The organism is Nostoc sp. (genome assembly GCF_036917635.1).
Taxonomy (GTDB): domain Bacteria; phylum Cyanobacteriota; class Cyanobacteriia; order Cyanobacteriales; family Nostocaceae; genus Nostoc.
The window spans coordinates 1-6,736 of the sequence record NZ_JBALCW010000004.1 but is presented as its reverse complement, the minus strand read 5'-3'; the positions used below and the strand labels follow the sequence as shown (position 1 = coordinate 6,736).

Annotated in this window: 8 protein-coding genes; 1 reads left to right on the top strand and 7 read right to left on the bottom strand. The window is 40.1% G+C overall.

Features of this window, described 5'->3' with window-relative positions; all coding sequences use genetic code 11:
• Nucleotides 1-416: 416 nt before the first annotated feature.
• The 7 genes from V7K32_RS00320 to V7K32_RS00290 form a co-directional block, all read right to left on the bottom strand.
• A complete protein-coding gene (locus V7K32_RS00320) occupies nt 417-1,367 on the bottom strand; it encodes a hypothetical protein (protein WP_334989255.1) in 951 nt (316 codons plus the stop codon).
• Nucleotides 1,368-1,369: 2 nt separating this feature from the next.
• Complete coding sequence (locus V7K32_RS00315; RefSeq protein WP_334989253.1) at nt 1,370-3,955, bottom strand: hypothetical protein; 2,586 nt, start codon at nt 3,953-3,955, stop codon at nt 1,370-1,372.
• Nucleotides 3,956-3,964: 9 nt separating this feature from the next.
• Nucleotides 3,965-4,543: a hypothetical protein gene (locus V7K32_RS00310; RefSeq protein WP_334989251.1), complete on the bottom strand. Its 579-nt coding sequence runs from the start codon at nt 4,541-4,543 to the stop codon at nt 3,965-3,967.
• A 22-nt stretch (nt 4,544-4,565) separates the two neighbouring features.
• On the bottom strand, nt 4,566-5,234 hold the full coding sequence (locus V7K32_RS00305) for a hypothetical protein (RefSeq protein WP_334989249.1): 669 nt from the start codon (nt 5,232-5,234) through the stop codon (nt 4,566-4,568).
• The gene (locus V7K32_RS00300) at nt 5,221-5,580 is read right to left on the bottom strand and encodes a hypothetical protein (protein ID WP_334989247.1); all 360 of its coding nucleotides are present in this window, start codon (nt 5,578-5,580) and stop codon (nt 5,221-5,223) included. The genes V7K32_RS00305 and V7K32_RS00300 overlap by 14 nt, the downstream gene beginning before the upstream one ends.
• A complete protein-coding gene (locus V7K32_RS00295; RefSeq protein ID WP_334989245.1) occupies nt 5,570-5,899 on the bottom strand; it encodes a hypothetical protein in 330 nt (109 codons plus the stop codon). Before V7K32_RS00295 ends, V7K32_RS00300 begins: the two co-directional genes overlap by 11 nt.
• Before the next feature lie 332 nt (nt 5,900-6,231).
• On the bottom strand, nt 6,232-6,417 hold the full coding sequence (locus V7K32_RS00290; RefSeq protein ID WP_334989243.1) for a hypothetical protein: 186 nt from the start codon (nt 6,415-6,417) through the stop codon (nt 6,232-6,234).
• Between the two features lie 41 nt (nt 6,418-6,458).
• Between V7K32_RS00290 and V7K32_RS00285 the strand changes: the two genes are divergently transcribed.
• The gene (locus V7K32_RS00285) at nt 6,459-6,626 is read left to right on the top strand and encodes a hypothetical protein (RefSeq protein ID WP_334989241.1); all 168 of its coding nucleotides are present in this window, start codon (nt 6,459-6,461) and stop codon (nt 6,624-6,626) included.
• Nucleotides 6,627-6,736 lie beyond the last annotated feature (110 nt).

Below are 6,736 nucleotides of genomic sequence, written 5' to 3'. Positions count from 1 at the left end.
TCTGTGAGGCTGCTAGAGTATGGCATTACTACTTTATACAACTTTTGCGCTCACTTTACTTCAACACAGTAAAAGATGTCAAATGGGTTCTATAGCTTCTACGAATATTGCACGAACAACTAGGAACCCTAAAGGCTTCCTTGGCACGTTTGGCGCAAGAATCAATACGGGCAAATTCATGTACGTATTACTTATAAAATAGTTGCATTAAAAAACAAAGAAAATGACAGAACCCAAATAAAACTTTAAGCAACTAATTATCACTTGTGAAATTTTTGACAGACCGTTAGGTAAATTACAACTCAACGTCTTGTAAATTGCAACTCAACGTCTTGTAAATTGCAACTCAACGTCTTGTAAATTGCAACTCAACGTCTTGTAAATCACAACTCAATGTCTTGTAAATTACAACTCAGTTAATGGACTAAAGGTGTATGTCGATGTGTTGTATCTACTAAATAAACAGCCTTTTTTACGAGAGGTATTTGAACATACGCGTATCGAAAACGCACGTTAGCAGTTGGGCGGAACTTTGGCGGAATTATCTCTTTCTCATACACCAATTGTTCAGGTGGCGTAATAGTATTGTCTTTTAGTGGTTCGTGGAGAGTAAGTTTATGTTGGTCATAAACTATCTCAGTACATTGAAGCATTTTCTCAATTATCGGTATTGCATCAGTTTGCTGGTGTGCATAAATCATCAATCTATAGCCGTTTGTTGGGTCATTATAGCTATAAATATTTTTTCCTTTAGTAAAATGTATACCTTGTCCATTAACAATAAAAAATTCTTTTATCAACGTTGCTAATGCGGTTGCTTTTGCCTTAGTGTAGGTAGCCGCAGTTTCTTTTATAAGTCGGAAACTATATTCTGCATCGACTCTTGGTATTCCGTGCGGAACACTTTCGATATCCTGCGAAAAGTAAAAATAAACTCTTGGATGCCCAGCGACAGGCGGGGCAATATCATTGAATGACCCATTGTAAACAATAAGATTACTTTTGCCATATCCTAGCAAATCAAATAATAAATGATGCCGTAGATTCATTATTAATTGATTATCAGAATCAAGCATGGTGCAGGCAACTCGCAAACTACTACGAGCTGTTGCTATATTTGGTTTCCAGTCGTCAGGGTGATCTGAAAAGTATCGCCTTACAATTGCATTATGTTGAGGAAGGTATACTTCTTGCAAATGCTCGAATGGTTGAAACTTGTCGGGCAATCTATCGTCTGGTGGCGCTCCTGCTACAATAGCGGGCGTAAATGGTGTAAGCGTTTTGCCTATTGTTACATCGGCTGTTGGTGGAAGTTGTCTTCCTTGAGCGTCTCTTGGTGGAATTAAAACTTTATCTTCGCTTGACACTATTAATCACTCCCATCGAAAATATCTTCTAGAGTCGCTTCGATAATATTTTTGCTGTCTGCCTTAGCTTGTTCTTGTGCTAATACTGTTTTTATGGGATCAGGAACAGTAATACCAGGCTCCCATTTTAATGGATTACCTAATTTATCAGTCACAGGATTCCCATATTTATCTTTTGGATCTTCTTGATCGAGTTCTTTATTTAAGCTCCCAATTGCATTATTTACTCCTATTGCTGCTTCGGTCATTCCAATCGGAATTGCTATCATCATTGCAATCGTATTAGCTTTCTCGCTTGCAGTATTAATAAAATTAAAAAATTTGCCTTTTAAGTTTGGCTGTGGATTCATCCATGAGTAAGCGGTTTCGCCGATGACGCCCCAGATTTTTAAAGAATTTCCAATTTTAGCAACATTGCCGCCAATTACTTCCATACCAGCAGTAACTAACCCAACTACATTACTAATTTGATTGAATACGTTAACCCCAGCTTGATAAATTCTATTTGCTTTAGCCCAATCTTCTGATATCTCTTTATAATTTTTTTCGCCAATAGTACTAGCGATTACTTCGTGTGCAGCTTTTCCTAATACGTTCTCAATAGTGATAGGAGTGCCATCAATTCCTTTTGGAAGTATAAATCCTAAAAGTTGGTCAATAATTGTCCCTAATGTTTGAGCAACGTTGTTGGACAGCATAAAAGTATTGTGAATTGTTGCGGCGAATGTTAAAAGTGTTAATGCTTTTTCTATGTAAGTATTTTTGGCAATTGTTTCGATAAACTGGCTCAATCCCCCAGTTACTTGATTACCTAGTTTGTTATTAATAATATTCAAAAGCACTAATTGTGCTGCATTACTAAATGTTGAGACAATATCATAAATCTGTTTGCATATTGCTATTACTGGCGCAAGAGCCGCACCGATAGCAGCCAATATGTTTGCTCTTGTAGATGTATGTTGTGTTGTGCTGTTTGCTCTAGTTTGCGTATGCTGGGAAATTATTAAAGCTTTTAATCCTGCTAAATCGCCTGGGTTCACGTCTCTGCCATCCTTGCCGTCTTTGCCATTAATTCCATTTCTACCAGGTAGTCCACTAATCCCAGGGAATCCTCTATCCCCCTGCGTGCCTGGAATTCCTGGTATCTGTATTACTGTTGTAACGCCGTCTCTTCCAGGCATACCCGGTATACCTACACCTTGCAAGCCTCTTTCACCTTGCCTGCCGGGAGTACCGGGAGTACCGGGAGTACCGGGAATACCGGGAGTACCCGGAATGCCTTGCAAGCCTCTTAAACCCCTAATTGCTTTTACGCTTTGATAAAGTGCGATTGCGATCAGTGCTGTATTCAGTGCTTCCCCTGCCTTCCCAAAAGCCTCTCCAGCAAGACGCTTGGCTTTTTCGCCAATACTTTCTGCCTCTTCGGCTTTTTTGAATGCCGTTATGGCGTTTTCGTTTGCTTGTTTGGCATTACGAGCAGCACCATCAGCAGTGGTTTGAGCTTGTTTAGCGGTAGCTTGTGCTGTAGTTGCATAACCTTCAGCGCGAGATGCTGTTATTTGGGCGGCTCCGGCTTTTAAATTCGCCGCCTCGCCTATGCCCCTGGCATCTATTGCAATTATTCTTACTTCTGATATTGATGCTTCGTTGCGGCCAATGCGATTTTGTAATCCAAGTAGTTTGCCGAGAATTCCGGAAACGCTATTGCCAAGAGCAATAAATTCATCTTCAATAGCATCGATTCGACCTCCAAGTGTCTCAAGAGTCGCAATCGTATCAACCAGTCCCGCCACTGTTGAGGCAATATTGAGGGCAAGTCCAAGAACTTCTGCGGCTTTACCGAGCGCTCTCCCAGCTACGCCTTGGGCTTCTCGGCTAATTCCTATAGCCTCACCAGCTTTACTGACTGCCTCACCTACTTGGTTGGCAAGTTTCCCTATGGATGCTTCAACTGCTGTTACCTTGCTACTCAGGTTAGTAAGTGTATTTTTTACCCCTTCAAAAAGCCCTTTGGCTTCCTTGGCTTCTTTTGTGGCTGTAGAAGCTTCCGTAGCAGCCGTTGTTGCGACTGTCTTGGCTGAGGACGACTCATTTTTTGCCTGAACTGAAAGCCCTTTTGATAATTCCGCCTCCTTGGCTGCTGCAATCGCCTCTCTCAGGGATTCGTCAGCAGTTTTTGCTGCTCCGTTAGCAGTTGTTTTGGCTGTATTTGCTACAGACCGAGCCTCTGCAACACTATCTTTGACTTGTTTAAGAGTACCTTCAAAAGTACTCACCTTTGCTAGTGATTCATCGGCTGTAGAAGCAGCTTTTTTTGCTGTAGATGCGGCTCCATTAGCAGTTCCTTCGGCGCTAGCAATAGCCGCTTTCATCTGAGCTAATGTAGCCTGGAAGGAAATCACACCCTGTTCGGCCTTATTAGCAGTAGTATTTACCGCGTCAAGTTTGTAAGTTACTTCTGTAATTTTTGGATTGATACTTGAATCGACAATCTGCTTTACTTGCGCTTCAGTTAATATAATTAGTCGTGCGATCTGAGCACGCAGTGCGGCGATTTCTGCTGTTATCTGATTACAGCTATCCGTCATAAGCTGACCTCAAGTTAATGTTAATGGTGGTAGCCCACCCAAGTTTTTATATTTCAATTCATTGGTAATAGCATGAATGCTTGCGGCTGTAAATGCACAATCCAAACAGCAATATCCCGGATATTCAGGTATTTCACATTTACAAAAGCCTTCAGGACAAGCAACACCACAAGCCACCTGATATTTTGGTGGTGTATTTGTTTCTTTAAAATTTTCAAAAATTACCTTGCCAGTAGTATCAAGGACTTTGATTCTGTAGATGCGCTGGCTATTTGGCGTAAAAACTGCGCTTCTTACGCGAACATTGCCAGCCGCAATATTTCCATCGGAGGAGATTAATCTATTCGTGCTAGCAGTCCTTAGTTCTCTTGCTATCCCGACAGGGCTTTCAGCTTGTGTACCACTATATGAAGCGATATAAGAAATAGTCATATCATCATAAGTATCTACGCGCCAAACTCCCACTTCATCATCAAAGCCGATAGTTACATCAATAGGGACGATATTCGATATAAACCTTTTCGGGTCATCATTTTGATATTGCCATGTAACCGTAGCATTAGGATCACCAATTTTGCAGTAAGCCATTAAATTTTATTTCTACACAGTACTAGGAGGAATAAGAACCATATAATTCAAATTCGCCCAAACAAAAATAATCAGCATTTGATGAATCTAGACCATTCTGGATAATCCGAAAATTAGAATATGATGTATTTGAGCTAACAGGTAACGATAGCCACTGCGAAACGGCGTTTAATGTTTCATTATTGACTTGAATATCTAAATCAATCCATGTAGCTCCATCATTGCTACCTTGTAACTTCCAATTCCTTGGATAATAATCTGTATTCGTAGCTCTAGAGCGGATTGAATAGTAATTACAAAGTAGCTTTCCAGATGTAATCGCAAAACTAACCCAGCTGTTTGCGATGGGATGGCTAAACCATTCACTACCTTGTCTATCAATTAAAGAAGTCGGATTGCCTGCTTCAGTAGAGCTAGCTGTCACATTTACGCTAGTTCCTGCGGGGTTTATCCAATTAGATGTACCCTTGTTTGTACCTAAATAATAAAATAATCCACTAGCATCACCATTACTTACAAAATTGAGAGAGTGGCGGTTATTACTACTACCATCACCACTACCAGAAAAACCTGCAAATAAATTACCTTTGGTAATTTTGTAAGTTTCTCCTGTTTCAGGGTTTTGCATTATCAAAAAATCATCATCTCTAGCGATACTTTTTGTAATCGCAATATCTTTAATCTGAGGCATACATTTTAATAATGATTTGATGCTTGATAAAAAATTGATTATTTCTCGTGAACTGAAAAGGTTGCCAGCTAATAATTTCTATTAATTCAAAAGCCTCAGAGTTATCAAAGAGGATAGGCTGATTATTTTCGTCAATAATCATCTGAAAAGTTTCATTTGTAACGATTCCGCTAAAGTTGGTTAGCGCAGTAATAAGCATTGCTACTAATAAACTTTCTGCGGTATTGTCCGGGGATGCTGTTAATCTTAATAATGAAGATTTTTTGATTATTAGAATATTTGCATCTTGATAGGCTCCCTCCCCAAATAATTGAGTCAGAGAAAGAGAGGATAAATTAGTAGTCATCAGGATCTATGATTGCTGATGTATCTGGTTTAGCCAAGCTTATTGTCAGGGAATCCACTCGATACGAAGCGTTATTGTTTCCCCTAAAAGTGAATGCAGGGAATCCAGATTCAATATAAATACTTTGCTCTAGATTTGTGTCGAAGTTGGATTTAAGTAGTTGAAGTTGGACTAGCAACAGAATACCGGTCAACAAACTTTCAGCCGTATTACTTGCTGAAGCTGTCAAACGAGGTAAGTCTGCTTTATGGATCGTTAGGGTTGCTGCGTCCTGTGTAGCGTTTGCTCCAAAAATTTGAGCGAGTGTTGGTTTTGCCATCAAAAAACGGATTACTGAAGTGAATAAATCCGTTGTATTCCGTTTATAAGTTTATGTAAATATGCCACTTTTATGTAAATGCGGAAGTAATTTCACTGCCGCAAAGCCTTATTGCCGGAGATACAGAGATAATGCTGTTGTAATCACGAAGAGATGTCCCTGTATTGCCGTTGCTGTGGAACAACAAGAACTTAACCCATAAAACTCTTCACAGAGAAACCGCATATATACTTAATTATTCAGTTGTTAATTTTTATCAAGATTTATAAATCAGAAGATTCTACGAGCAAAAAAGGCGATCGCACCACAAGCAATGACCTTTTTAAGAGTTATCAGTGCCTATTGAGTAAGCCGATACCTATTGAAAATGCGCTAGTTAGGTCATCTAGGAGTCGTTGGACTTCTCGATCTGACTTATCTGCTGTTTGGAAATCAATTAATAGCTTTGGTTCAGGGTGATTAACTCTGACATCATCCAGATAGATATAGTCAGGCAAGTCCACGGTTGAAACAAACATAATTTCTGAAAGTTGGGGGGGATTTCACTATACTTCTGACTTTGCGAAAAAATGGCTACAGCAATATTACTGATACCATCGCCGATGGATCGCAATTGCCTATCCCCAAGAAAGCGAATATCCTGGGGTTTCCTTCAAAAGTTTTCTTTTGCGCGATCGCCTACGTGCTTAGAAGGCGATCGCGTTTCATTCAGGGAGTTTTCGGCTGACTTAGCTGGTTTGCTTGGACGTACTGGAAGCGCCCAGGAGATCCTTCAACCTGCCATTTCCCTTGCCATCGGCCAACGATTTTGACCAGTTCCCCGCCGTACATAGCATT

Excerpts from the sequence above, each read along its gene's own strand:
- V7K32_RS00315 (WP_334989253.1), bottom strand. The coding sequence starts at position 3,955 with ATGACGGATAGCTGTAATCAGATAACAGCAGAAATCGCCGCACTGCGT.
- V7K32_RS00310 (WP_334989251.1), bottom strand. The coding sequence starts at position 4,543 with ATGGCTTACTGCAAAATTGGTGATCCTAATGCTACGGTTACATGGCAA.
- V7K32_RS00305 (WP_334989249.1), bottom strand. The coding sequence starts at position 5,234 with ATGCCTCAGATTAAAGATATTGCGATTACAAAAAGTATCGCTAGAGAT.
- V7K32_RS00300 (WP_334989247.1), bottom strand. The coding sequence starts at position 5,580 with ATGACTACTAATTTATCCTCTCTTTCTCTGACTCAATTATTTGGGGAG.
- V7K32_RS00295 (WP_334989245.1), bottom strand. The coding sequence starts at position 5,899 with ATGGCAAAACCAACACTCGCTCAAATTTTTGGAGCAAACGCTACACAG.
- V7K32_RS00290 (WP_334989243.1), bottom strand. The coding sequence starts at position 6,417 with ATGTTTGTTTCAACCGTGGACTTGCCTGACTATATCTATCTGGATGAT.